Below are 24,419 nucleotides of genomic sequence, written 5' to 3' on the forward strand. Positions count from 1 at the left end.
CCGGCAACCTCTCTGAGTCGAGTCGATCTTTTTCGCGGACGGCTCTAGTGTTTGCGGCGAGGAGGTGCCGCCGTGGCTCGCGCGAAGGACAAGGGGTTCACCCCGAACAGGGCGAGGAACCTCGTGGGCGTGGCCAAGGTGCTGGCGCCCGCGCTGATCCCCGTGGTCGCGCCGATGGCGGCTCGGGCCGCCGCGCTGGTCAGCGACCGCTACGACCGCTACCGGGCGTCGCGGCTCGGGGTCCCGGTCGACCAGCTGACCAGGTACTCCGGGCGCGGCGCCGCCCTGCACGCCCGGATCGTGGGCTTCGACGAGGCGCTGGAGCAGGTGCGGGACGGCGACCGGGGCTACGTGGAGGCCACCGAGCGGCGGCTGGCGCAGCTGCTCGCGGCCGTGCGCGCCTCGGAGCGGATGCCCGCGCCCCGGCGCCGGGCCGCGCACCGCGCCGTGTCGGCCGACCTGGACGGGTTGGAGGCCGAGCTGCTCACACGCCTCGGCGTATGAGCCGCTCGACCAGGCGCAGGGCCTTCTCCTCCGGGTCCTGCGGCTGGAGGACCTCCTCGATGACCTCGGCGACCCGCTCCTCGCGCCGGATCAGCGGGTCGCTGCGCAGGTCGCGGGCCAGGGACGCGCACAGGCCGATCATCACCACCAGGAACGGCAGCGCGGCGATGATCGTCAGGTCCTGGAGGCCGGTGAGCCCGCTCGAACCGCCGACCAGCAGCATCACCGCGGCCACCGCGCCGGTCAGCACGCCCCAGAAGACCACGACCGCCTTGGCCGGGCGGATCGAGCCGCGCTGGGAGAGCGTGCCCATCACGACCGAGGCGGCGTCCGCGCCGGAAGCTGCCGTAGGCGATGGCCAGGCCGACCACCGCGTAGATCGCCCACGGGTGCACGGTCCAGTGGAGCAGCGTGGTGGCCATCGCGGTCTGGACGGCCGCGTCCGAGTTGGCCGGGACGGTGCCCGGCGGCGGTGACGCGAAGTGCGTCAGCGGCTCGTCGACCCCGTAGAACATCAGGCCGATGCCCATGCCCGCGCTGAACATCATGGCCACCCACGAGACCGTCCGGAACTCCGGCTCCTCGTCGTCGCGGCCGAGCGGGGATGCGACCGTAGCGGCTCACCGCGAGCCACAGCGCGAACACCACGAACCCGGACGCGGCCGGCACGAACGCCCAGCCCAGGTTGCCGATGACCCGGTTCAGGACCGTCCTCGCCGCCCGGCCCGGGGAGTCGGCGCCGAGGACGCCCCACCCGATGAACGCGAGCGCGACGGCGGCGGCCACCCCGAACACGACGCGGTCGGTGCGCCCGGGGTGGTCGGCCTTCGGCTCGCCCGGCGGGGTTTGACGGGCTGGTTCGCCGTGGAGTGCCACGACGGTCGTCCCACCACCGTTCGGCCCAGCTCAAACCCCCGAACGGCGGCAGGGGTTCACGCCGGCGCGCCCTCACCTCTTAGGCTCTGGGTCGTGACCAGACGGCCGGCCCCGACCCGCTTCGCGCGGGCCGTGCTGCTGTCCGTCACGTCCGCCGCGCTGAGCGTCACCGCGCACGGCCTCGCGGGCGGCCGGATCGCCGAGTTCGCGGGCGCGCTGCCGGTGACGCTGCTGATCGCGTTCGCGGGCACGTCGCTCGCCGAGCGCGGCCGCGGCCCGTGGTCGGTCCTGGCCGCGCTGGGGCTCGCCCAGGCCGCCCAGCACGCGCTGTTCAACCTCGGCCACCACGCCGGCGGGTCCGGCCACGGGTTCGACCCGGTGGCGATGACCACCGCGCACGCGGTCGCCGTGCTGCTGACCGGCCTGCTGCTGGTCCGCGCCGACGCCGCGCTGCGCGCGCTCGCCACGACCGCCTCCCGGCTGCTGCCGACGCCGCCCGCGGCGCTCGCCCCGGTGGGGCCGCCGCGTCCGCCGGCACCGGCCCCGGTGGTGGACCGGCTGGTGTCGGTGCTGCTCAGGCGCGTGCACGGCCGCCGCGGACCACCGCGGCCCCTGATCACCCGAGTCCCTTGAACCTCTGGTCATCAGGAGCGACAACTCCATGTCGAAGAACCGTTCCGCGCTCGCGAAGGCGAGCGCGGTGCTCGCCACCGCCGGATTCCTCGCGCTGGGCACCGCGGGCGTCGCGTCCGCGCACGTCACGGCGTCCACGCCCGCGCCCGCCAAGCAGGGCGGCTACAGCAAGGTGACCCTGCGGGTGCCCAACGAGCGCCCCGACGCGGGCACCGTGAAGCTCGAACTGACCCTGCCCGCCGAGCACCCGCTGGCCTCGGTCAGCACCAAGCCGGTCCCCGGCTGGAAGGTCGAGGCGGTCAAGGAGAAGCTGGCCAACCCGGTGGAGAACCACGGCCGCCAGGTGACCGAGGCCGTCCGCACGGTGATCTGGACCGCCGAGCCGGGCAACCGCATCGAGCCCGGCCAGTTCAACGAGTTCGACCTGTCCATCGGCCCGCTGCCGGACAGCACCGAGCAGCTCGTCCTGCCGACCAAGCAGACCTACGACAGCGGCGAGGTCGTGGACTGGAACGCGCCGCCGCCCGCCGAGGGCGCCGACGAGCCGGAGCGGCCCGCGCCGGTGCTGAACCTGGTCGCGTCCGGCGGTGACGACCACGGCGCCGCCGCCCCGTCCGCGGAGGAAGGCGGTCACGCCACCGCCGCCGGCGCGACCGACGGCACCGCACGCTGGCTGGGCGGCGCGGGCCTCGCGGTCGGCGCGCTCGGCCTCGGGCTCGGCGCGGGCGCCGTGCTGCGGTCCCGCCGCGCGGGCAAGCCGACGGCATGAGGCGCGTCGTCTCGCTGCTGCTGACCGGCCTGGTCGCGGGCGCGGTGGTGCTCGGCGCCGCCACGCCCGCGCTCGCGCACAACGTGCTGATCAGCAGCGACCCGAAGGACGGGTCGTCGGTGGCGGCCGGTCCGGCCGCGATCACGCTGACCTTCGACCAGCCGGTGACCGGCGGGGAGGGGTTCAACACGATCAGCGTCACCGGGCCGGAGGGCACGCGCTGGGAAGCGGACGGCGAGCCGACGATCCGGGACAACGTCGTCACGTTCCCGCTGCGCCCGCTGGGCCCGGCCGCCGAGTACGCGGTCAGCTACCGGATCCTGTCCGCCGACGGGCACCCGGTCAGCGGCTCGCTCAAGTTCACCCTCACCGAGGCCGGCGACGGCACCCCCGCGCCCGCCACGTCCACCGCCGCGCAGGACCAGGCGTCCGGCTCCGGCGGCGGCGTGCCCATCTGGGTGTGGATCGCGGGCGCCGTGGTGCTGCTCGCGGGCGGCGTGTTCTTCGCGCTGCGGGGTGGCGAACAGCGATGACCGTGAACCGGACCACCACCCCCGCGAACCGGTACTGGGTCGCCGGCGGGCTGCTCGCGGGCGGAGTCGTCGGCGTGCTGCTGGGTCTCGGCCTGTCGACCACCCCCGAGGTGGTCGGCGTCGCCGAGCCGGGGGCGGTGGTCCGGTTCGGCCACCCGGTCGTCCGGGTGCTGCTGGACCTGGCCGCGACGGTCGTGGTCGGGCTGTCGCTGCTGCCGAAGCTGCTGGGCTTCAGCCGGCCCGCCGTGACCGAGCCGGTGATGCGCCTGGCGCGACCGGCCGCCGTGGTCGCGGCGGCCGCGTGGGCGTTCACCGCGCTGCTGTCGATCGTCATCAGGGCGTACGAGACCAGGCCGGACACCGAGCTGACCATGCCGATGGTCGTGGACTACGTGCGGCGGGTCGGGGCCGGGCAGGGGCTGCTGTTCAGCGCGGTGTGCGCGCTGGTCTACCTGTGGATCGGCGTGCTGGCGGTCCGCAAGGGCGAGTCGGTGCCCGCCGAGCTGCGGATCCTGATCTCCATGTTCGGCCTGCTGCCGCTGCCGGTCACCGGCCACGCGTCGAACTGGAAGTACCACGACTACTCCATGATCTCGATGGAGCTGCACATCCTGGGCGCGGCCGCGTGGACCGGCGGCCTGGCCGCGCTGGTGGTCCTGGTGGCGCACCGGCGCGGGCTGCTGGCCGAGGCGCTGCCGAAGTTCTCCAAGCTGGCGACGGTGTCGCTGGTGCTGGTGTCGGTGACCGGGCTGTTCAACGGGATCCTGGAGCTGGCGCTCAACCCGGTGATCACCCTGCCGGGCTCCCTGTTCACCACGTCGTACGGGTTGGTGCTGGTGGGCAAGGTGGTGTGCGCGGCGGCGCTGGCGGCGCTGGGCGCGCACATCCGGTGGCGGCTGCTGCCCCACATCGCCCGGCACAAGCCGACGGCGGTGGTCGGGTGGGCGGCGTTCGAGCTGGCGGTGATGGGGGTGGCGTTCGGGCTGGCCGTGGTGCTGTCGCGGGCGCCGGTGGCCTGAGTCGGGTTACCTGTAGACGATCTTCGTGGCCGGGTCCAGGGCTTCCAGCCCCCGGTGCTCCTTGTCACAGCTGAGCACCAGGCGCTCCAACCGGAGGTTCGCCAGCGGGGTCAGGTCGCCGTTGAAGTTCAGGTTGGAGATGTCGAGTTCCGCCAGCTCGGCGAACTCGGCGAGCGGCGAGAGGTCCCGCAACGCCGAGACCTGGATCGTCATGCTGCGCAGCGGGAGCTCCCGGAACGACGCGATGTTCACCTTCGCGATTCCGATGACGTTGATCCAGCTGATTCCGGGGAATGCCTCCACGACGGCCTCCTCTCCGCCGCCTTTGTAACTCCACAGGATCTGGAGCCGGTGCACCTGTGGCATTTCGGCCAAGGTGCGCAGGACCCTCTCGTCGGCGTGGTGCAGGCACACGCTGCGGAGCGATTCGACCGCCGAGAGCGGGCGAAGGCTGTGCACTCGCCTCAACCGCCCCAGGGACAACTGCCCGATCGGGAGCCTGACGAGTGATCGCAGGTGGATGAAGCGCCTGGCATTGCTGATGATCACACTGGCGAGGTTGTCGTGTTCAGCCAGCGGACCGAGGTCCACCGTGCTGTCGTAACGCATCGAGAGTGAGATCTTGTGCAGCGCCGGGAGGCCTGACAGGAAGTGCAGGTCGACCAATTCCTCGTGCTGGCTGAATTCGACAGAGAGCCGGGTGAGGTGGCGGAACCGGGAGACGTGGGGGAGCAGGTGCCTCGACGTCAGGGTGAAATCCCCGCCGCACAGGGGTGAATCCGCCAGCACCTCCTCCGCGTAGCGCTCGGGTTCGAAGAACTGCGCGCCGCGCTCCACCTCCTCCTGCACCCCGTCGCGCGTGTCCCGGGCGTACCCGGCCGGCAACGGGATCGCCTCGGTCGCACCGGTCAGCGCGGCGGCCCGGACGGTCGCCGCCGCCTGGGCGTCGGACAGGCCGTCGAGGCTGGTGGGCAGGTGCCTCAACACCCGGTGGCCGATGGACGCAAGCGATTGCGTCTCGCGCAGGCTGCGCGGTGGGACGAGCTTGCCGTCGATCACCGCGTCGATCCGGGCACGCACGGCGGGATCGATGTCCCGCACGGTCTCCAGGCACGCGGCGGCGAGGAGCCGCAGGCGGCGGGCCCTGGTCGGTTCCGCCTCGGCGCGGTCCAGGATCCCGGTCAGGAGTTCGCTCGCCTGTTTCGCCGTGGCGTGGCCGCTCGCCATCACCGTGGTCTCCCACCAGTTGTCCAGGTAGGCGTGGGCGATCAGGGTGGACGTGTGGTGCTGCTGCACGGCTTCGTCGGCGGCGAGGTATTCCAGGAAGGTGCGGTGCACGAAGTCGACGCGGCCGGGCACGGGTTCCCGCAGCACGCCGCTGCGTTCGAGGAGGTGCTTGAACAGCACCCCCGGTTCCAGGTCGACGTCCGGCATCCCGGGAATTTTCCGGGAAATGTGCTCCAGCGCCTCCTCCGACCGGAACTCGACCCTGTTGGCCAGGGTGAGCCGCCAGGCCAGGTCGCGCAGCAGGACGCGCTTCTCCGTGTCACCCGGCAAACCGGCGATCCCGCGTTCGGCGTCGCGCAGGTGCAGCAGCATGGTCAGCGCCTTGGCGTACAAATCCATGCGGTCGCGCGGCAATTCCGAGCGGTAGGACAGGTTCAGCGCGCACAGCATCGCGCACAGCAGCGGGCCGGCCGCGAGTTCACGCAGGTGCGGACGTTCCAGCTGACCGCGCATCCGGCGTTCCGCGGGGCCGCCGGGCACCCCGGCCGCCTCGTGCCAGCGCTCGACGAAGGCGGTGGTGTTCGCCGGGTTCATCGGCTCCAGGGTGATGGTCGAGAACTCCTCGTCCTCCAGCCAGCGGCTGTCCGCCGCGGCGGTCCGCGACGTGACCACGACCCGCGCGTCCGGGAAGGTCTCCAGCAGCTCGCGCAGCCACACCTTCACCACCCGGCGGCGCGCGGCCGGCACCTCGTCCACGCCGTCGACCAGCAGCATCGCCCCGCCCGCGCGCAGGAGGCGGTGGACCCAGCCCCTCGGGGCCAGGTCGGCGACCGGGGCGGCGCAGTGGCCGGGGAAGCCCTCGGGTCCGGGCAGGTCGCCCTCGGCGTAGCTGCGCAGGCGCACCACGAACGGGACGAGGTCGTTCCACTCGGCGAGCGACCCGCCGAGCTGCCCCCGCGCGGCCCGGACCGCCAGCCAGTGCAGCAGGGTGGTCTTGCCCGAGCCCGCCTCGCCCCGGAGCAGGACCCGCGACCGGTCCCGGATGGCCGCCTCGACCGGGACGCCCTCGGCCTCGCGGTTCGGCTGCCGGTCCAGCCAGAGCACCGGGCGCGCGTGCCGCCTCTCCTTCGTCTGGTCGGACACGCTCAGGCTCAGGTAGGCGACGGTCAGGGCCAGCTTCGGCTGCTCGTCGCCCGGCAGGCCGAGCAGTTCGAGGCGGTCGAGGGTGGTGGCCACGTGGCGCAGGTACTCGGCCCGGAACTCCTCGTCCCGGTTGGCGCCGGCGGGCGCGTAGAGGCTGCCCGTGGGTGTGCGGGCGAGCAGCCGGTCGAGCTGGTCGGACTGCGCGGACAGCCGACCCAGCACCTCGACCAGCGCCGCCGGCTGGAACGACGGCAGGTGGCGGACCACCTGGACCAGGTGCCGGCACGCCTGGTCCAGCGCCAGCTCGTGGAGGCGCCCGGCCCGTTCCGACAGCAGGCCGGCACGGTCCGGGAACTGGCGGCGGACCTGCCTGGCCAGCGCCTCGGGGTCGGCGTCGGCCGCCAGGAGGGCCCGGTCGGACAGGTCGACCTCCTCCAGCACGTCGACCACGGCCTGGACGGCGGCCTCGGCCTCGTGCTCCGGCAGGTCCGCGAAGCGCTGCGCGATCACCGGCGCGAGCTGCTCGGCCACCTGGTTGCCGATGCGCTCGACCAGGTTCTCCAGCTTGCGCTGCCGCAACGGCCCCTTCAGCTCGGCCTGGGCCAGCTCGGCCAGCGAGGCGGTGCGCTCGAAGGTGGTCTTCCGGCGCCGCAACCACGCCTTCGCGGCGTGGGAAAGGTGGTCTTCCGGCGCCGCAACCACGCCTTCGCGGCGTGGGAGGCGATGGTCGAACCCAACCGCAGCGCGGCGCTCTCGCTGATCACCGCCCACCGATACCGCACCAGCTGACCAGGCACAACGCAAAAATGTCGGACCTCGGTGGTTCAGTCGCCCCATGGCTGGACGACCGATCCTCGTACTGGGCGCCACCGGCTCGACAGGCCGCCGGGTGGCCGCGCGGCTCACCGAAGCGGGCCACCCGGTGCGCCGGGCCTCCCGGCACGGCGACGTGCGCTTCGACTGGACCGACCGCGCGACCTGGGCGCCCGCGCTGGAGGGCGTCGAGCGCGTGTACCTGATGGCGCCGCACGAGCTGCCCGTTGAACCGGACTTCGTGCACGAGGCCGTCGACCGTGGCGTCCGGCGGCTCGTGCTGCTGTCCAGCCGGGGCATCGAGGAGATGCGGGACGAGCGGCTGCTGGCGGCCGAGGCGCTGGTCGCGGGCTCCGGCGCGGACTGGACCGTCGTGCGGCCGGACTGGTTCAACCAGAACTTCGACGAGGGCTTCTTCCGGTCCTCGGTCGTGGCGGGCGAGCTGGTGCTGCCGGTGGGCGACCAGGTGCAGGGGTTCGTGGACGCCGACGACATCGCGGCGGTGGCGGTGCGCGCCCTGACCGAGGACGGGCACGAGGGCCGCACCTACGAGTTGAGCGGGCCGGAGGCGCTGGCGTTCCCGGCGGCGCTGCGGACGATCACCGAGGTCAGCGGGCGCGCGGTGGTGTTCCGGGGCACGGCGGACGACTACCGGGCGGTGGTGCCGGCCGAGGTCGCGGACGCGCAGATCTCGGCGTGGGAGGCGCTGGGCGACTCGGAGCTGACCGACGCCGTCGAGCGGGTCACCGGCCGGCCGCCGAAGAGCTTCCGGCGGTACGTGGAGCAGGCGTGGGAAGGGGGCGCGTGGCGGGATCAGCGCGGATGAGGGGTGAGGCGGGGTGGCCAGGCCGGCAGGCCGGGCGGTGCCGGCGAACCGGGCGGTGCCGGTGTCAGCAGGCGTGGTGCCGTCAGCCGATCGGGGCGCTCAGTGCCGCCGCGTCGGCGAGTGGTCCGTTCAGCGCGCCGAACTGCGCCGAAAGACCTAGTCGGCGATCAGTCGCCGTGAAGGGTTCGCGCGGAGTTCGGTGAGCTGGGTCACGGCGTGGCGGCCGCGGCGGTCCAGTTCGGCGGCGTCGATCCAGCCGTTGGCGAAGTAGCGGTAGTCCTGGGCGAGCTTGACCAGCTCGGCCAGGTAGTCGGCCGAGCGGCGGCGGCGCTCCTCGTCGAACGAGGCGAGCAGCGGCAGCTGGGTGTCGACGACCTCGTCGATCATGCGGGCGGCCTTGAGGGCCCGCCTCGCGCGCCGGCGCTTCACCACCGTCAGGTTTCCGACCACGTCGCCCCCCGTCCCGCAATCCCGTCGTTGCCTTGGTCGCAACACGAGCCGCGAGCGTTACCGGTTCGTTCCCCCACGCCCCGACCTTCAGCGGTATGGCGTCCAGGGGGTCGTGGTGTCGCCCCGGCGCAACGCCCTGAGCCGGGACTTCAGCTCCGGGGCCACGTCCGGGTGACTGCGCATGATCGGCAGCACGCTCGTGGTCAGCTTCAGCTCCCTGACCTCGCGCAACACCGGGAACCCGACCCACCGGACGACGTCGAAGCCGTACTCGTCGGCCAGCTGCCGGTACCACTCGCCGGGGTGCCCGAAGCGGGCCACGCCGACCGGCAGGGTGCTCAGGTCCCACTCGCGCGGACCGATGCTGGTGGAGTCGAAGTCGCAGATCACCGGCCCGGACGGGCTGGGGATGAGGTTGCCCAGGTGCGCGTCGCCGTGCAGCACGCCCTGGGGCAGCGCCGTGCGCAGGTCGACCAGGCGGTCCTCCAGCTCGGCGACCCGCTCCTCCAGGAACCGGCGGTCGTCGTCGGCCAGCTCCTCGGCGTCGGCGATGCGCCTGCGCACGTCGTCCAGCGGCGTCCACCGCGGCAGGTCGAACCCGGGTTCGGGCAGCGCGTGCACCTGGCGCAGCACCCGTCCCAGGTCGCGGCCGTCGACGGGGCGGCCGGACGCGGGCACGGCGTGCCAGACGGTGGCCAGGTGCCTGCCGACGGCCAGCGGCTGGCGGACGTCCTCGACCAGCCGCACCGCGGGCACGTCGTGGGCCGCGAGCCACCGCGCGACCTCGACCACCTTGTGCGCGCGGTGGCGCAGGTTCATCGACCCGACGATCCGCACCACGACCCGGTCGCGCGGCAGCTCGAACACCGCGTTGCTGGTGAACTTGACCAGCCGCGCGTCCCGGTGCGCCAGGCCGAGCCGGTCGCACAGCCGCCGCAGCACGTCCGTCAGCGCGGCGTGGGTGAACCTGCCGTCCAGGACCGCGTGCCGCGGTTCAGGCAGCGCTGTCGCTGCCGGTGAACCGGACGACGCGTTCGGCCAGCTCACGGGCATTGGGGTTGTTCCGCCGCTTCTCGGCCTCGCGCAGGAGGGGCTTCATCCGGTCCTTGGTCCGCACGGACTTGAGCCCTTCGGACAGCTCGATGGCCTGCCTGCCGAGGCGCGCGCCGTGGTCGATGTCGCCGTCGAGCAGGTGGTTGATCGACAGCGACGTGAGGTTGAACGACCGGCTGCGGCTCATGTCCTCGCCGTAGCCGCTGATTGCCTTGGTCAGGGCGGGGATCGCGGTGCGGGTGTACTTCTTCGCGTCGACCATCTGCGCCAGCTCGGTGTGGACCGTGCCGATCATCGCGGAGAGGTCGTTGGCGTCGAAGAACTTGGCCCAGGCGGGCGCCTCGGCGATGTTGGCGCGGGCGAACTCGTCGCGCGCCCGGCCGAGCAGCTTGATCGCCTGGTCGTCGGAGCCCATCTTCGCGTAGGCCCACGCCTCGTTGGCGCACAGGATGCCCACCGCCAGCTCCGAGCCGGAGTTCTGCGCGGCCAGCTGGCCGAGCTGGAACACCTTCAGCGCGTCGTCCGGCGCGTCCTGGTGCAGGTAGACGCGGCCCATCCGGTAGAGGATGTTGGCGACCAGCTCTTCCTTCTTGCCCTGCTTGGCGAGCCCGAGCGCCTGGCCGAAGTGGTTGCGGGCCGAGTCGTACAGACCGGTGTCGAAGGACGTCCAGCCGGCGAGGTTGTGCAGGTCGGCGAGGGCGACGTAGAGGCGCTCCTTGACCAGTTCCGTGGCGTTGGCGCCGAGCATCTGCTGGCCCCACGAGAGCTGGGCGACCACGGCGTCGCGGCACGAGCCGCCGCCGTACTGGTAGTCGAGCGTGCGCAGGGCCCGCGTGGCGGCCTCCACCTGCCGGACGTCGGTCATGCCGATGCGGCCGGGGGCCGGTGTCTGCGCGGGCGATGAAGCCCAAGACCCGGAGTCCGTACCGAACACGGCCGCGCCCACGGTGATGGCGGCGGCGTGCGCGAGGAACTTCCTTCGCTTCACCGACTCGTCCTCCTCAGAATGGGGTGAGTCCGCCGTGGCGGCCACCCGCACTGCCGTGGCCTCGTCGTAAGCGAGGCCCATGTACCCCCTGGGGACGCCCAGGCCCTGGGCGATCCGCGCGAGGACGTCGTAGGCCATGACCTGACGTCCCTTGAGGATCTCCGAGACCTCGGACTGCGACTGGCCCGTCAGCGCCGCGATCTGGCGCTGTGACACGCCGTGCCGGCGGAGCAGCCGGTAGACCGTGCTGATCTCGCGCCTGGCCAGCGCGTCCCTCATCTCCTGCTGGTCCCAGACGTCTGGTGTAACAGGAGAACTCGGCGAACCGATGGTGTTCAATTGCGCCCCCTCACAGTCCTTTGGGCGTCAACGGCAGAGTAGGGGACTCCCCCAACCGCGAGAAGTACCGATCGGCGAGGCTGATCGGCCCTGCCGAACTCCGCTGACCGTTCACCGTGGAACGGCCACCGGCCAGCGCTGTGACGTCCCGATCCGGCGTGAATCATCGCAATCTGGGTTCCGGTAAGCGAGCGAGCACGGAGAGGAAACGTCGTGGAGCTGGTCGAGCGGGAGAGGGCCACCACAGGTCGATCCGCGCGTGCCGCCACCGCGACCGCTCCGACGTCCGTCCAGGGGCCGACCGACCTCGGCTCCGGGTGGCGTGGCACGACCGGGCAACGTCACTGGTGGCGGGTTCGTTGCAGTGACGTGGTCGACCGGGAGCGCTGCCTCACCGTGATGGTCGACCGGGACCGCGTGGTCCTGGTCGGTCCTCCCGGCGAGACGGCGGTGCTGTCGGCCGATCAACTCGTACAGCTCAGGGCCGCGCTGCGCGAGGCCGCCGAGCAGGCGGAAAGGTGACGGTGACGTTTCGGTGGACGAGATCCTCGGACAAGTTCTTCGCAACGCGGTGTGGGAGCGCCTGGACCTGCTCACCGAGCTGGCCAACGAGGCCGACGCCCCGTCCCTCCTGTCGGTGGCCCGGTCCGAGCTGCCCCGGCTGACCGAGGGGTGGCGGGCCCTGCTCGCCGCGCACGAACCGGACGAGAAGGGCAACTGCCCCGAGTGCTCCGGGCGGTGGCGGCAGCAGAAGAGCCCCTGCTCGGTGTGGCGCGCCGCGTACGAACACCTGGTCGCGGGCGGTTTGGCCCCGCGACCGGCTCGGCACCTCCGCTCGGCGCCGGTGACGCCTCCTGTCACCCGGTCGCGCCGCGGGGTGGTCGCCCGAGCCCACTGACGGGCGGTCCCGACCTGTCGTTCCCCCGACGCGACCAGGTCGAGCACCCGCCTACTGGCCGGCGGTCCGGGACGTGCGAACCCCCGACCGCGACGAACGGACCGCCGGCCAGCCGAAACAACTCAACAGACATCCGCGGGCCGGTGTCGTGCACACCTTCCCTCCCCGACCGGCACTGGTCCGCGGGCACCACGTCGGCCCCGATGTCCGCACCTCCCGCGCGGGCATCGGGCCCGGTTCCACTCCCGGGGCGCCGCCCCTGCCCGGTTCACCCCTCGCGAATTTTCGGTTTCGCTGCGACGAGCGACCGTTTTCGAGCGACGGGCGGTCACGGGCTCCCGCGATGCGGGAGAGCTAGCGGCGCGTGCCGGTGCGCCAGGCCAGGTACGACGTCAGGCCGGGGAACAGCCGCCCGCCCACCTCGAACGCCCTCAGCTGCCACGGGAAGACCACCTCGTCGCGCCCCCGCTCGACCGCCCGCGCGATCCGCGCCGCCACCTGCTCGGGTGACACGGTCGGGATGAGCCGGGCGACGACCGGGATGCGCTCCTCCGCACCGGGGTTGTTGGCGAAGTACCGGCTGCTGACCTTGCCGGGGATCACCTCGGTCACGCCGACGCCCGTGCCGCGCAGGTCGAGCCGGAGCGCGGCGGTGAGCCCGCGCAGGGCGTAGCGGGACGCGGCGTAGCCGGTGGCGCCGGGGATCGGCAGCCGGGACACCGGCGAGTTCACCATGACGACCCGACCGCTGCCCCGCGCCCGCATCCCGGGCAGGAAAGCCCTGGTCAGGTGCAGTGCCGCGCCGAACGGGAGGGCGATCATGCCGGCCAGTTCGGCGGGCGGGGTGTCGTCGAGGAACAGCCACCGGCCGACACCCGCGTTGTTGACCAGCACGTCGGGCGGGCCGTGCTCGCGCAGGACCCGTGCGACGAGCGCGTCGATCTGGTCGGCGTCCGCGAGGTCGGCGGGCAGCGCGACGGCACGGCCGCCGATCGCGGTGATCCGCTCGACCTGCTCGTCGAGCGCTTCGGCGCCGCGGGCCACGAGCAGTGCAACCGAACCGCGCCTCGCGAGCGTCCGGGCGGTCGCGAGGCCGATGCCCTGCGACGCGCCCGTCACCAGGACGGTCCTGCCGGTCAACCCCACGCCCGTCCCCCTCACGACACCGACCGGACCCGGGTCACGAAGGCGGCCGCGCACAGCGTGGCGACCGCCGAGGCCGCGAACAAGCCGCGGTAGCCGCCGAGCGCGCCCAGGATCGCGGTGGCCAGCAGCGGGGCCAGGACCTGCGGCAGCGCGTTCGCGATGTTGAGCACGCCGAGGTCCTTGGCCCGGTCGGTCGCGGCCGGCAGCACCTGGGTGAGCAGGGCCAGCGCGACCGCCCAGTACCCGCCGAACCCGACGCCGAGCAGCGGCGCGGCGACCAGCGCCGCCGCCCACGTCGGCCAGGCGGCCAGCAGCAGGGCCGCCACCGCCATCGCGCCGGCCGACACCAGCACGTAGGGCCGGCGGCGGCCGGTGCGGTCCGAGTGCGCGCCGAACCACCACGCACCCGCGGCCAGCGCGACGCCGTAGAGCAGCATCAGCACCAGCAGGCCGTCCTCGGGCGACGGGTGGCGCACCACGTCGTCGAGGAAGTACAGCAGGTAGAGGGTGCCGAACGCGTTCCCGAGGTTGATCATGAAGTGCGCGCACCACGCCCACGCGAAGTCCGGGTGCGCGCGCGGTGAGACCCACAGCTCGCGCCACCGCAGCGGTGGCCGCCGGTCGGCAGGCAGCCGCACGTCCGGCGTGACCAGCACGAACGCGAGCGCGCCGACCACCACGACCGCGGCGCACGCCAGGTAGCCCGCGCCCAGGCCGGTGACCAGCGCGGTCACCACGACCGCGCCCAGCACGGTGCCGAGCATCTGCGAGACGCCGACCAGCCCGCCGACCTTCGCCCGCTGCCGCACCGGCACCCGGTCCGGCACGGCGGAGGTCAGCGACGCGAGCATCCCGTTCAGGCCCGCCTGCACCAGGCACCACCCGAGCGCCACCGCCGCGACCGACGACGCCGAGGCCAGCACGACCAGGCCCGCCGCGCCGACCAGCGCGCCGGCCAGCGTCCAGGGGTGCCGCCTGCCGAACCGGGACGTGGTGCGGTCCGACGCGAGGCCGACCAGCGGGTTCGCCACCAGCGCCGCCACCGCGCCCACGCCGGTGACCAGCCCGAACACCGCCTCCTTGGCCCCGGCGTCGAGCAGTTCGGCCTGGCGCGGCAGCAGCACCTGGATCGGCGCGTAGATCGCGAGCCACAACCCGAGGTTGGCCAGGAACAGCAGCGCCATCCAGGGCCGGCGGACGGGGGCGACCGGTTCGGCCAACGCCTCGGTGCTCACCGCCGGATCCGATCGCGGTACCACCCGAAGGAGGCTCGCGGGGTGCGTTCCTGGGTCTCGTGGTCGACGTGGACCAGGCCGAACCGCTGCGAGTACCCGGAGTCCCACTCGAAGTTGTCCATCAGCGACCACGTGAAGTAGCCGCGCACGCCGGCCTCCAGCGCGGCGTCGACGTGCCCCTCCAGGTACGCGATCCGCTCGGTGTCCTCGATCGAGTGCTCGTAGCTGCACCCGCTCTCGGTCACGTAGACAGGAGGCAAGTCGACAAAGCGATTCCGCAACAAAGTGATCATCTCGGTGAGCCCCGAGGGCACCACCGGCCACCCGAACCCGGTCCGCGGGTACCCGGTGACGTCCACCAGCTCGAACGGCAGCGGGTTGCCCTCGGAGGGCGCCCGCACCCGCGTGGGGTTGTAGTAGTTCACCCCGTAGAAGTCGAGCGGCGCGGACGTCACCCCCAGGTCGCCGTCCCGCACGGGCATCAGCTCCGCGAGCCACGCGGGGTAGCGGCCGGCCAGCAGCGGGTCGGCGAACAGCCAGTTGTGCAGGTCGGAGTAGGCCTCGACGGCGGGCCCGTCGCCCCAGACCGGCGTGTGGTTGTTGGCCGTGCCCACGGCGCGCGCGCCGGTGGCGCGCAGGGCGGCCACGGCCAGCCCGTGCCCCAGGTTGAGGTGGTGCGCGGCGGGCAGCGCGTCGAACAGCAGCGCCTTGCCCGGCGCGTGCTGCCCGGTGGCGTAGCCCAGCAGGGTGACCATGGCCGGTTCGTTGACCGGGATCCACATCGCCACCCGGTCGGCCAGCCGCTCGCCGACCGCGGTCGCGAAGTCGGCGAACCGCCCGGTCGTGCCCCGCGCCAACCACCCGCCCGCCTCCTCGACCTCGACCGGCGTGTCCCAGTGGTACAGCGTGGCCACGGGCGCGATGCCCGCCGCCAGCAGCTCGTCCACCAGCCGGTCGTAGAACCCCAGGTCACCGGCCAGCACTCGGGGCCAGGAGATCGAGAACCGGTACGCGCCGACGCCCAGCGACCGCATGAGCGCGACGTCCTCGCGGTAGCGGTGGTAGTGGTCGCAGGCCACCGAGGCGTCCTGGCCCCCGAACGCGGGGAACGAGTCCCACACCGACGGCCGCCTGCCCGCCGCGGTGAACGCGCCCTCGACCTGGAACGCCGACGTCGACACACCCCACAGGAACTCGTCGGGCAGGGTCACGCGCGCCTCCCAAACATGAAAGTGATTCGGATCGTAGGCGTGTTGCGGCGTGAAGTGAAGTGCGCGAGGCCCGAAGCGGGCACTATGGAATCCCGTAGTCCATCCCGCAGGAGTCGCCGTGACCAGTACGACCCCGCTGCGCCGCCAGCCGGTGCAGCAGCGCAGCGCCAAGCGCGTCGAGCGCATGCTCGAAGCCTGCGCCCAGCTCATCGAGGAGGTCGGCTACGACGGGGTTACCACGACGTTGATCGCCGAACGCGCGGGTGTCGCGGTCGGCTCGCTGTACCAGTTCTTCCCGGACAAGCGGGCCGTCGTGCAGGCGCTGACCCTGCGCAACCTGGAGAAGTTCATCCAGACGGTGGACGGGCGCTTCGGCTCGACCACGCTGGAGCACTGGTGGGACGCCGTCGACTCGATCTTCGACGTCTACGTCCAGATGCACCGCGAGGTGCCCGCGTTCTCCCGGCTGCACTTCGGCGACGTGGTCGACATGCGGCTGCTGGACGACCGCCGCGACAACAACACCGTCATCTCCGACCGCATCGCCGAGATGATCTCGGCGAAGTTCGAGATCCCGTTCGACGAGATCCAGCTGCCGATCTCCATCGCGGTCGAGGCCGCGGACGGCGTGCTGAACCTGGCGTTCCGCCGGGACGCCGCGGGCGACCAGCGGATCCTGGACGAGGCCAAGACCATGGTCCGGGGCTACCTGTCGACCCGGATGCCCGACTAGCCGAAGCACCGCCCCTCGCCGCGGTAGGTGGGCACGGTCCGCTCGACCACACCGCCGCGCACGAGGTGGTAGTGGGTGAAGCGCTCGGCCAGCTCGCCCGCCTTGGCGTGCCGCAGCCACACCCGGTCCCCGGGGCGCAGCGAGTCGGCCGCCCGGCCCACCACCGGGGTCTGCACCTCGCCCGCGCCCTCCAGCGGCAGCAGCTTCAGCCCCACCGGCAGGTACGGGGTGGGCTGGCGGTCCGCGGTCGCCGTGCCCGACGCGACGTAGCCGCCCGCGAACAGCGTGGCCACGCCGGCCGCCGGCCTGCGCACCACGGGCAGCGCGAACAGCGCCGCGGGCCGTGGCCGGAACCCCCGGTACCCGTCGAACAGCGTCGGCCCGATCAGCCCCGACCCGGCGGCCAGCTCGGTCACCGCGGGGTCCGCGGCCGTGACCTCCAGGCTGCCCGTGCCGCCGCCGTTGACGAACTCCAGGTCGGCGACCAGGCGCACCGCGCGCACCGCCGCAGAGCGCCGCTCGACCAGCTCGTCGACCGAGCGCCGCTGCATCCACCGCAGCACCGCGCCGCGCACCGGCTTGCCCGGCGGCCGGTCGCCGAGCCCGGCGACCTGGCCCTCGTAGGCCATCACCCCGACCAGCCGGAACCCCTTCCGCCGCACGATCTCGCGGGCCAGCCCGCCCGCGTCGCGCGCGGTGTGCACGGGCGAGCGGCGCGGCCCGACGTGCAGGCCCGGCAGCGGTCGCCAGGACACGTCCAGCTCCAGGCAGACCCGGATCTCGGGGTGCCCCGCGCCCAGCGCGGCCCGCACGACGTCCAGGTGCTCGACCGAGTCCACCACCACGCTGACCCGCGCCCGCGCCCGGTCGTCCGCGGCCAGCCGCCGCAGCGCCTCGACGTCCACGGTCGGGTAGGCGACCAGCAGGTCGTCGCACAGGTCCTCGTCCGACAGCCACAGCGCCTCGGCCAGCGAGTAGCACATCACCCCCTCGTACCCGGGCCGCGCGAGCACCCGCTCCAGCAGGGCGCGCACCCGCACCGACTTGCTGGCCACCCGGATGGGGCGGCCGCCGGCGCGGCGCACGAGGTCGTCCGCGTTGTGGTCGAAGGCGTCCAGGTCCACGACCGCGAACGGCGGGTCGAACCCCTTGGTCGCGGTGTCAAAGGACGTGCGCATGGACCCACCGTACTTGAAAGGTGAAAGCCATTCACCTACGGTGACAACCCGGAGGTGGGACTTGGGGACACCGTGGACCAACTGGGCGCGCACGGCGTCCGCCGACCCGCACCGCGTGGAGCGCCCGGCGAGCCGGGACGAGCTGGCCGAGGTGGTCGCGGGGGCGTCCGCCGTGCGCCCCCGCGGCAGCGGGCACTCGTTCACCGCCATCGCGGTGGCGCCCGGCGTCGCCGTGGACCTGACCGGGTGGACCGGCGTCACCGACGTGTCCGGCGACCTCGTCACGGTCCGCTCGGGCACCACGCTCCGGCAGCTCAACGCCCTGCTCGACCACCTCGGCCTGGCCCTGCCCAACCTCGGCGACATCGACGCCCAGACCGTCGCGGGCGCCATCTCCACCGGCACCCACGGCACCGGCGCGGCGCTGGGCGGCCTGGCCACCCAGGTGACCGCGCTCGAACTCGTGCTGGCGGACGGCACGATCGCCACCTGCTCCGCCGAGCACGACCCCGACCTCTTCCACGCCGCCCGCGTCGGCCTGGGCGCGCTGGGCGTGATCAGCACCATCACCCTGCGCTGCGTGCCCGCCTTCGTGCTGCACGCCCGCGAGTCGCCCGCCCGCCTCGACGCCGTCCTGGAGGAGTTCGACCACCTCACGGCCACCGAGGACCACGTGGAGTTCCACTGGTTCCCGCACGCCGACCGGGTGATCCTCAAGCGCAACAACCGCACGGACGAGCCCGCCGCGCCCCTCTCCGCGGCCCGCCGCTTCTACGAGTACGAGGTCGTGGAGAACGGCGCGTTCGGCCTGGTCTGCCGCCTGGCGAAGGCCGTGCCCGCCACGACCCGGACCCTCAACCGCCTCTGCGGCGCGGTGGTCTCCGAACGCGTCTACCGGGACGTCTCCCACCGCGTGTTCGTCACGCCACGCCGCGTCCGCTTCGTCGAGGCCGAGTACGCCGTGCCCCGGGCCGCGCTGCACGACGTGCTGCGCGAGCTGCGGGCCCTCGTGCCGCGCCTGGACCACGGCGTGATCGTGCCGGTCGAGGTCCGGGTCGCCCGCGCCGACGACATCTGGCTGTCCACCGCGCACGAGCGCGACACCGCCTACGTCGCCGTCCACCAGTACCTGGGCATGCCGCACCGGCAGTACTTCGACGCGTTCGAGCGGATCGCGAACGCCGCCGGCGGCCGCCCCCACTGGGGCAAGCTGCACTCCCTCACCGCCGACGCCCTGCGCGAGCGCTACCCGCGCTTCGACGACTTCCGCCGCGTCCGGGACCGGCTGGACCCCACCGGCAAGTTCGGCAACGACCACCTGCTCCGGGTGCTCGGCCAGGTGCGGGCGCCCGACTAGGGCGCGTACCCGAGCAGGGCGCGTCCGGCTAGAACGCGTCCGCGACCGGGACGTCCCCGGAGACCAGCTCGTAGGTGCGCCGCACCGTGCCCGGCCGGTCGAGGATCGCCACCACCACCGCGGCCACGTCGCCGCGCGGCACGTCGCCCCGCAGGGGACCCTCGGACAGCTCCACCAACCCGGTGGGCTCCTCGTCGGTCAGCCGGCCGGGGCGCAGGATCGTCCAGTCGAGGTCCCGCTCGCGCAGGTCGTCCTCCGCGGCGCCCTTCGCCCTGAGGTAGGCGTCGAACACCTCGTCACCCGTCGTCCGCCCGATGCCGGTGCTGCTGATCTGCACGAACCGCCGCACACCGGCCCGCTCCGCGGCGTCGGCCAGCAACGCCGAGGCGGCCCGGTCGACGGTGTCCTTGCGCGCCAACCCGCTGCCCGGTCCCGCGCCGGCGGCGAACAGCACCGCGTCCGCGCCCGCCAGGTGCTCGGCGACCGAAGCGGCGTCCGCCGCCTCCAGGTCGCACAGCGCGGGATCACCACCCGCGGCCCGCACGTCGTCGAAGTGGTCGGGGTTGCGCACCAGCGCCGTGGCCCCGTCACCCCGCGCGGCCAACAGCCGCTGCGCCGACAGCGCGATCTTGCCGTGCCCTCCCGCGATCACCACCCGCATGGTGACGACCGTAGATCAGGACGCGGTCGCCAGCACCTGCTCGTAGACCAGTTCATTCACCCACCGGGTGATGGCGGTGTCCTCGACGGGCACCGTCTCGTTGCGGCCGGCCACGTCCGTGGACAGGTTCAGCTCGTCGTCGGCGAGCAGGACCGACACACCGTGGCGCCGCACCCGCGGCAGGCAGTTGGCCAGGTAGTCGTGGGTGAGCGCGACCGAGCTCGGCAGCACCGCCGCGGCGTTGCCGAACCGGGCGAACGGCACCGCCGAGGCCAGCGCGGTCCGCCAGTGGCGGGCCACCGCCAGCACGCCGACGATCCGCACCGCCGACGGCGGCACCCGACCGTCCATCTCCGGCCACACCCAGGTGGACACCGTGGTGCGGTCCGACTCGGGACCCGCGCCCACGCACAGCCGCTCGGCGTGCGCGTCGGCCATCAGCTCGGCCACCACGATCACCCGGCGACCCATGAGGACCATCTCCGGCAGCACCACGCCGTGCCAGCCGAGGCGGACCGCCGCCGAGGCGGCCAGCTCCTCCGCGGAGCCGGGCAGTTCGGGAACCGGGATCGCGGTGGCCGACAGCGTCCGGGCGTCGTCGGTGTCCGCGATCCGTGCTGGGGTGCTGCTCACGCCAGGGCCTCCTCGGCAACCACGGCGGATGCCCGCCGCGTTTCGACTCGTGCTCTGGACAAGGCGTACCAGGTGACCCCTGCCCGCCTCGCGGCTCGACGGTGCTCCTGCGATCGGCGGCGTCGAGCGGTCGGTAACCGGTCGATGGCCTGCCGGCCGACTTCGGTCCGGCGGTGCTGCCGTCTGGGTGACCCCCGGCGCCGGACACCCCCCGAATCACTGCTCAGAGTGCGCGTGCGACGCCTGGAATACCCTTCGGACCGCCCCCGAAACCGACACCGGCGACCGCATAGCCGACCGCTCGCCGCACCAGAACGACCGACCAACCCCGGCCCAGGCACGGCCGCCACCAGCGGTTGTGGCCCGGCTCACACGGTGCCGCGCGTGCCCGGCGGGCGGTCCGGCGGCCCTCGGCGGGAGGGCCCGGGGGAACCGCGGTCGGGTCGCGCGCGGCCCGGCGAACCGCCGACGGGACCGGCGCGGGGCTTGCGCCATCCCGAAGTGGAGTAAGCCGCATCACACGCTCCGCGACCGCCGAGGCGGGGTGACCGCCGGTCCGCACCACGGATGGACGCCCACGCACCGGGTGAACCCGCTAGGCCGACCGAGTGATGTAGCTCACCGCCGCGCGGGAGCTGGACGACAATCCGGGAAGCGATGCCACACAGCACCGGGGCCCCGCAGAGTGCTCTGCGGGGCCCCGGTGCTGGATGTGGGCGAGGGGGGAGTTGAACCCCCACGTCCTTTCGGACACACGGACCTGAACCGTGCGCGTCTGCCATTCCGCCACTCGCCCTGGCGACGAGGAGAACACTAGCACGGCCTCCGACCGAGTTACCAATCGCCCCGTGTACCGGCACGTCACCCCGGATACGATCGGTAGTAGAAGTCGACCGAGTCGGAGGGTTGCCGTGGGCCTCGTACAGCGCTTCGAGCGCCGTCTCGAAGGCATCGTGGGCAACACCTTCGCGCGTGTGTTCGGCGGCAACGTCGTCCCGCAGGAAGTGGCCCAGGCACTACAGCGGGAGGCGGAGGGCAGCGTCCGCGAGTTGGCGGGTGGCAGGTTGCTCGCGCCGAACCACTTCAAGGTCCTGCTGGGTCCGCAGGACCACGATCGGCTTGCCGGGGACGGTCAGGATGAACTACGCATCACCCAGCTTCTCGGGGACTCCATCCGGGAGCACCTCGAAGAGAGCGGATGGGATACCTATGGTGACGTCGTAGTCTCCCTGGAGCGCTCCGACGCGCTGCACACCGGACAGTTCCGAACCAGCTCGTCCGTCGACCCCGACGTGAAAGTTGCCAGCCGACGGTCAGCACCACCTCGCACTGCAGGAGACGGATCCATGAGCCAGCCTCCCGGCTACGGACAAGGACAGGGCCAGCCCGGCTACGACCCCTACGCGCAGGGCGGCTACGGCCAGCAGGGCTACGACCAGCAGCAGGGTTACGGCCAGCAGCAGCCCGGCTACGACCAGCAGCAGGGTTACGGCCAGCCCGGCTACGACCAGCAGCAGCAGGGCTACGGCCAGCAGCAGCAGGGCTACGACCAGGGCTACGGCCAGCAGGGCTACGACCAGGGCTACGGCGGCGGCCAGCAGCCCGGCTACGGCCAGCAGGGCTACGACCAGGGCTACGGCGGTCAGCAGACCGGCTACGACCAGGGTTACGGCGGCGGCCAGCAGCAGGGCTACGACCAGGGCTACGGCCAGCAGCCCGGCTACGGCCAGCAGGGCTACGACCAGGGCTACGGCCAGGCCGGCTACGGCGACCCGTCGCAGGGCTACGCCCCGCCGGCCGTCCAGTCCGGCCCGCGCCAGCTGAACGCCACGCTCCACCTGGACGACGGCTCGAACCGCACCTACAACCTCAAGCAGGGCGGCAACGTGGTCGGCCGCGGCCAGGAGGCCGACTTCCGGCTCCCCGACACCGGGGTGTCCAGGAGGCACCTGGAGATCACCTGGGACGGGCACAGTGCCATGCTCGCTGATCTCGGTTCGACGAACGGCACCACGGTGAACGGCACTCCGGTGCAGACTTGGCAGCTCGCGGAGGGCGACGTCGTCCGCATCGGCCACTCCTCGCTGGTCTTCCGCACCCAGGGCTGACCGGCCGACCCCGACCGGCCAGAGCCGACCGGCCGGGGTTGCTCGAACCGGGGGCGTTCGGCCCGGGTCGGACCGACCCGGGATGATCACCCCGGGGCCGACGGGTCGATCCGAGCACGTCTCGGGTTCCGACGTGGCGTGACGGCACTCAAGGCACTCAAGTCAGGAGCGGTTACAACCGGTGCCAGAGCTGGTGATGCAGCTGACCAGAGCAGGTTTCCTCATCCTGCTCTGGTTGTTCGTGTTGGCTGCGCTTCGAGTGGTCCGCTCCGACCTGTACGCGGCGTCGGGGCTGCGCGTCCCGACGCCGAAGTTCGGCAGGGGCGGCGAGAAGAAGAGCGCCAAGGGCGCGAAGGTCGCCCGGCAACTCGTCGTCACGCACGGCGCGCTGGCGGGCACCCGGATCTCCCTGGACGGCAGGCCGATCATGATCGGCCGCGCCGACGACTCCACGCTGGTCCTGGACGACGACTTCGCGTCGACCAGGCACGCGCGGTTGTCCACGCGCGGCACAGACTGGTTCGTGGAGGACCTGGGGTCCACGAACGGCACCTACCTCGACCGGGCGAAAGTCACGGCCCCGACGCGGGTCCCGCTCGGCTCCCCGATCCGGATCGGCAAAACGGTGATCGAGCTGCGCTCATGACCCTCGTCCTTCGATACGCGGCCCGCAGCGACCGCGGCCTGGTGCGCTCGAACAACCAGGACTCCGTGTACGCGGGCCCCCGCCTGCTCGCGCTCGCCGACGGCATGGGCGGCCACGCCGCCGGTGAGGTCGCCAGCAAGGTGGTCATCGCCGCCCTGGCCCCCCTCGACGACGACGAGCCCGGCGACGACCTGCTCGGCCAGCTCCGCGACGCGGTGATCGCGGGCAACGGCGCGATCTCCGAGCTCGTGCAGAGCGACCCCGACCTGGACGGCATGGGCACCACGCTCACCGCCGTGCTGTTCGCGGGCACGCGGCTGGGCATGGTGCACATCGGCGACTCCCGCGCGTACATGCTGCGCAACGGGGTGTTCACGCAGATCACGCACGACGACACGTTCGTCCAGTCGCTGATCGACGAGGGCCGGATCACCGAGGAGGAGGCGGCCACGCACCCGCAGCGGTCGCTGCTGCTGCGCGCGCTGACCGGCCACGAGGTGGAGCCGAGGCTGATGGTGCGGGAGGCCCGGCCGGGCGACCGCTACCTGCTGTGCTCGGACGGCCTGTCCGGCGTGGTCAGCATGGAGACGCTGGAGGAGGCCATCCGCATCCCGGACCCGCAGGCGTGCGCGGACCGGATGATCGAGCTGGCCCTCAAGGGCGGCGGCCCCGACAACGTGACGGTCGTCGTCGCCGACGTGGTCGACGTGGACTTCGGCGAGAACGCCCCGATAGTGGGCGGCGCGGCCGGTGACGGCAGCGAGGACCCGCCACCGCCCGACTCGCCCGCCTCGCGGGCGAGCTCCATCACCGGGCCCCGGCCCGCGCCGCAGCGGGTCGACCCGCCGCCGGCGCAGCCGCCGAGCCCCCGCCGGTCGCGCGGCGCCAAGCTCAAGGCGCTGGCCCTCGTGGTGTTCCTGCTGCTCATGCTGGCCGCCGCGGGTCTGGCGACCCGCTGGTACGTGCTGCGCCAGTACTACGTCGGCGTGGGCGACAACAACGAGATCTCGGTGTTCCAGGGCGTCACCGGGAGCGTCCTCGGGTTCGACCTGCACCGGCTGGTGGAGGGCTCGTGCTCGCCGGGCGCGCAGGCGTGCGAGGCGATCACCGTCGACGACCTGAAGGTCTCCGCCCGCGACGTGGTGCGCAACGGCATCACCGACGTGGACGGCCTGGAGGACGCGCGCGAGGCGATCCGCCAGCTGCGGACCGAGCAGACGCTCCAGCTCTGCCCGCAGGAGAGCACCGCGACCACCGGCGCCACCCCGCCGACCGGGGCCACCACGACGCCCGGCACGACCACCACCACCCCCAACCCCAACCCCAACCCGGACCAGTCGGCGTCCCAGGTGGCGCCGCCCACGTCCACCACCCCGGAGGGGACACCCCTCGCCACGCCCGAGCCGAAGCCGGGCACGGATTGCCGGAAGGGTCAGTAGT

24 protein-coding genes, 1 tRNA gene and 1 pseudogene are annotated in these 24,419 nt (G+C 73.0%); 13 read left to right on the forward strand and 13 right to left on the reverse strand.

Features of this window, described 5'->3' with window-relative positions:
* Positions 1–72: 72 nt before the first annotated feature.
* Complete coding sequence (locus ABD223_RS03710) at positions 73–504, forward strand: DUF6474 family protein (protein WP_344034397.1); 432 nt, start codon at positions 73–75, stop codon at positions 502–504.
* Here ABD223_RS03710 and ABD223_RS43470 read toward each other — a convergent pair.
* The gene (locus tag ABD223_RS43470; RefSeq protein WP_417750552.1) at positions 485–817 is read right to left on the reverse strand and encodes a BCCT family transporter; all 333 of its coding nucleotides are present in this window, start codon (positions 815–817) and stop codon (positions 485–487) included. The genes ABD223_RS03710 and ABD223_RS43470 overlap by 20 nt on opposite strands.
* 10 nt (positions 818–827) lie before the next feature.
* Positions 828–1,299 (reverse strand): annotated as a pseudogene (locus ABD223_RS43475) (BCCT family transporter); the annotation flags it as partial.
* Positions 1,300–1,473: 174 nt separating this feature from the next.
* Here ABD223_RS43475 and ABD223_RS03720 point away from each other — a divergent pair.
* From ABD223_RS03720 to ABD223_RS03735, 4 genes are read left to right on the forward strand one after another with little or no spacing between them, the layout of a single operon-like run.
* A complete protein-coding gene (locus tag ABD223_RS03720) occupies positions 1,474–2,013 on the forward strand; it encodes a hypothetical protein (protein ID WP_344034398.1) in 540 nt (179 codons plus the stop codon).
* A 28-nt stretch (positions 2,014–2,041) separates the two neighbouring features.
* Complete coding sequence (locus ABD223_RS03725) at positions 2,042–2,782, forward strand: YcnI family copper-binding membrane protein (RefSeq protein ID WP_344034399.1); 741 nt, start codon at positions 2,042–2,044, stop codon at positions 2,780–2,782.
* The gene (locus tag ABD223_RS03730; RefSeq protein ID WP_344034400.1) at positions 2,779–3,315 is read left to right on the forward strand and encodes a copper resistance CopC family protein; all 537 of its coding nucleotides are present in this window, start codon (positions 2,779–2,781) and stop codon (positions 3,313–3,315) included. The genes ABD223_RS03725 and ABD223_RS03730 overlap by 4 nt, the downstream gene beginning before the upstream one ends.
* Entirely contained in the window at positions 3,312–4,334 is a 1,023-nt protein-coding gene (locus tag ABD223_RS03735; RefSeq protein ID WP_344034401.1) for a copper resistance D family protein, read from the forward strand. The genes ABD223_RS03730 and ABD223_RS03735 overlap by 4 nt, the downstream gene beginning before the upstream one ends.
* A 6-nt stretch (positions 4,335–4,340) precedes the next feature.
* On the opposite strand, the gene ABD223_RS03740 is transcribed toward ABD223_RS03735, so the two are convergent.
* Positions 4,341–7,358 carry an NACHT domain-containing protein gene (locus ABD223_RS03740; RefSeq protein ID WP_344034402.1) on the reverse strand — a complete coding sequence of 1,006 codons (3,018 nt, stop codon included), beginning with the start codon at positions 7,356–7,358 and terminating at the stop codon, positions 4,341–4,343.
* A gap of 181 nt (positions 7,359–7,539) precedes the next feature.
* Between ABD223_RS03740 and ABD223_RS03745 the strand changes: the two genes are divergently transcribed.
* Positions 7,540–8,343 carry an NAD(P)H-binding protein gene (locus ABD223_RS03745; RefSeq protein WP_344034403.1) on the forward strand — a complete coding sequence of 268 codons (804 nt, stop codon included), beginning with the start codon at positions 7,540–7,542 and terminating at the stop codon, positions 8,341–8,343.
* A gap of 156 nt (positions 8,344–8,499) precedes the next feature.
* On the opposite strand, the gene ABD223_RS03750 is transcribed toward ABD223_RS03745, so the two are convergent.
* From ABD223_RS03750 to ABD223_RS03760, 3 genes are all read right to left on the reverse strand, one after another.
* Entirely contained in the window at positions 8,500–8,772 is a 273-nt protein-coding gene (locus ABD223_RS03750) for a hypothetical protein (protein WP_344034404.1), read from the reverse strand.
* Positions 8,773–8,880: 108 nt separating this feature from the next.
* Positions 8,881–9,771: an aminoglycoside phosphotransferase family protein gene (locus ABD223_RS03755; protein ID WP_344034730.1), complete on the reverse strand. Its 891-nt coding sequence runs from the start codon at positions 9,769–9,771 to the stop codon at positions 8,881–8,883.
* Between the two features lie 16 nt (positions 9,772–9,787).
* Entirely contained in the window at positions 9,788–11,113 is a 1,326-nt protein-coding gene (locus tag ABD223_RS03760) for an NsdA family TPR-like regulatory protein (protein WP_344034406.1), read from the reverse strand.
* A 273-nt stretch (positions 11,114–11,386) separates the two neighbouring features.
* Here ABD223_RS03760 and ABD223_RS03765 point away from each other — a divergent pair, with 273 nt between their 5' ends.
* A complete protein-coding gene (locus ABD223_RS03765; RefSeq protein ID WP_344034407.1) occupies positions 11,387–11,695 on the forward strand; it encodes a hypothetical protein in 309 nt (102 codons plus the stop codon).
* Positions 11,696–11,708: 13 nt separating this feature from the next.
* Complete coding sequence (locus ABD223_RS03770; RefSeq protein WP_310310641.1) at positions 11,709–12,071, forward strand: hypothetical protein; 363 nt, start codon at positions 11,709–11,711, stop codon at positions 12,069–12,071.
* A 354-nt stretch (positions 12,072–12,425) separates the two neighbouring features.
* Here the strand turns inward: ABD223_RS03770 and ABD223_RS03775 are convergent, their stop codons facing one another.
* The 3 genes from ABD223_RS03775 to ABD223_RS03785 are packed head-to-tail and all read right to left on the reverse strand — an operon-like array spanning position 12,426 to position 15,663.
* Positions 12,426–13,232, reverse strand: coding sequence for an SDR family NAD(P)-dependent oxidoreductase (locus tag ABD223_RS03775; RefSeq protein WP_344034408.1), 807 nt, complete (start codon positions 13,230–13,232; stop codon positions 12,426–12,428).
* Positions 13,229–14,452 carry an MFS transporter gene (locus ABD223_RS03780; RefSeq protein ID WP_380647320.1) on the reverse strand — a complete coding sequence of 408 codons (1,224 nt, stop codon included), beginning with the start codon at positions 14,450–14,452 and terminating at the stop codon, positions 13,229–13,231. The genes ABD223_RS03775 and ABD223_RS03780 overlap by 4 nt, the downstream gene beginning before the upstream one ends.
* The gene (locus ABD223_RS03785) at positions 14,449–15,663 is read right to left on the reverse strand and encodes a glycoside hydrolase family 1 protein (RefSeq protein ID WP_344034410.1); all 1,215 of its coding nucleotides are present in this window, start codon (positions 15,661–15,663) and stop codon (positions 14,449–14,451) included. The genes ABD223_RS03780 and ABD223_RS03785 overlap by 4 nt, the downstream gene beginning before the upstream one ends.
* A 118-nt stretch (positions 15,664–15,781) precedes the next feature.
* On the opposite strand from ABD223_RS03785, the gene ABD223_RS03790 reads away from it, so the two are divergent.
* On the forward strand, positions 15,782–16,396 hold the full coding sequence (locus ABD223_RS03790) for a TetR/AcrR family transcriptional regulator (protein ID WP_344034411.1): 615 nt from the start codon (positions 15,782–15,784) through the stop codon (positions 16,394–16,396).
* Here the strand turns inward: ABD223_RS03790 and ABD223_RS03795 are convergent.
* Entirely contained in the window at positions 16,393–17,574 is a 1,182-nt protein-coding gene (locus ABD223_RS03795) for an amino acid deaminase/aldolase (protein WP_344034412.1), read from the reverse strand. The two genes, ABD223_RS03790 and ABD223_RS03795, sit on opposite strands and share 4 nt — an antisense overlap.
* A 61-nt stretch (positions 17,575–17,635) precedes the next feature.
* Here ABD223_RS03795 and ABD223_RS03800 point away from each other — a divergent pair, with 61 nt between their 5' ends.
* Entirely contained in the window at positions 17,636–18,931 is a 1,296-nt protein-coding gene (locus tag ABD223_RS03800; RefSeq protein WP_344034413.1) for a D-arabinono-1,4-lactone oxidase, read from the forward strand.
* A 28-nt stretch (positions 18,932–18,959) separates the two neighbouring features.
* Here the strand turns inward: ABD223_RS03800 and ABD223_RS03805 are convergent, their stop codons facing one another.
* The 3 genes from ABD223_RS03805 to ABD223_RS03815 all read right to left on the reverse strand — a co-directional run bounded on the left by ABD223_RS03805 (position 18,960) and on the right by ABD223_RS03815 (position 21,021).
* Positions 18,960–19,592: an SDR family oxidoreductase gene (locus ABD223_RS03805; protein WP_344034414.1), complete on the reverse strand. Its 633-nt coding sequence runs from the start codon at positions 19,590–19,592 to the stop codon at positions 18,960–18,962.
* Positions 19,593–19,607: 15 nt separating this feature from the next.
* Positions 19,608–20,225 carry a hypothetical protein gene (locus tag ABD223_RS03810; protein ID WP_344034415.1) on the reverse strand — a complete coding sequence of 206 codons (618 nt, stop codon included), beginning with the start codon at positions 20,223–20,225 and terminating at the stop codon, positions 19,608–19,610.
* Between the two features lie 713 nt (positions 20,226–20,938).
* Positions 20,939–21,021: transfer RNA gene (locus ABD223_RS03815), tRNA-Leu, on the reverse strand.
* Between the two features lie 115 nt (positions 21,022–21,136).
* Here ABD223_RS03815 and ABD223_RS03820 point away from each other — a divergent pair.
* The 3 genes from ABD223_RS03820 to ABD223_RS03830 all read left to right on the forward strand — a co-directional run bounded on the left by ABD223_RS03820 (position 21,137) and on the right by ABD223_RS03830 (position 24,418).
* Complete coding sequence (locus ABD223_RS03820) at positions 21,137–22,333, forward strand: FHA domain-containing protein (RefSeq protein ID WP_344034416.1); 1,197 nt, start codon at positions 21,137–21,139, stop codon at positions 22,331–22,333.
* A gap of 181 nt (positions 22,334–22,514) precedes the next feature.
* Positions 22,515–22,979 carry an FHA domain-containing protein FhaB/FipA gene (locus tag ABD223_RS03825; RefSeq protein ID WP_344034417.1) on the forward strand — a complete coding sequence of 155 codons (465 nt, stop codon included), beginning with the start codon at positions 22,515–22,517 and terminating at the stop codon, positions 22,977–22,979.
* Positions 22,976–24,418: a PP2C family protein-serine/threonine phosphatase gene (locus tag ABD223_RS03830; protein ID WP_344034418.1), complete on the forward strand. Its 1,443-nt coding sequence runs from the start codon at positions 22,976–22,978 to the stop codon at positions 24,416–24,418. Before ABD223_RS03825 ends, ABD223_RS03830 begins: the two co-directional genes overlap by 4 nt.
* Position 24,419 lies beyond the last annotated feature (1 nt).

Source organism: Saccharothrix xinjiangensis (genome assembly GCF_039527585.1).
In the GTDB taxonomy this organism is placed as follows: domain Bacteria; phylum Actinomycetota; class Actinomycetes; order Mycobacteriales; family Pseudonocardiaceae; genus Actinosynnema; species Actinosynnema xinjiangensis.